The organism is Streptomyces sp. WM6378, from assembly GCF_001279695.1.
Classification (GTDB): Bacteria; Actinomycetota; Actinomycetes; order Streptomycetales; family Streptomycetaceae; genus Streptomyces.
In genome coordinates, this window is record NZ_LGDD01000256.1 from 1 (window position 1) to 233 (window position 233).

Here is a 233-nt window from a genome sequence, read left to right on the forward strand (position 1 = left end):
GTCGGTTTAGGGTACGGGCCGCCATGAAACTCGCTAGAGGCTTTTCTCGACAGCATAGGATCATCCACTTCACCACAATCGGCTCGGCATCAGGTCTCAGACTATGTGTTGTCCGGATTTGCCTAGACAACGTCCTACACCCTTACCCCGGGACAACCACCGCCCGGGCTGGACTACCTTCCTGCGTCACCCCATCGCTTACCTACTACAAGTCTGGGTCACCGGCTCCACCA

At 57.1% G+C, this 233-nt stretch carries 1 rRNA gene; it reads right to left on the minus strand.

Annotated features, from left to right (window positions below):
- Positions 1 to 233, minus strand: a 23S ribosomal RNA gene (locus ADK54_RS20105); the annotation flags it as partial.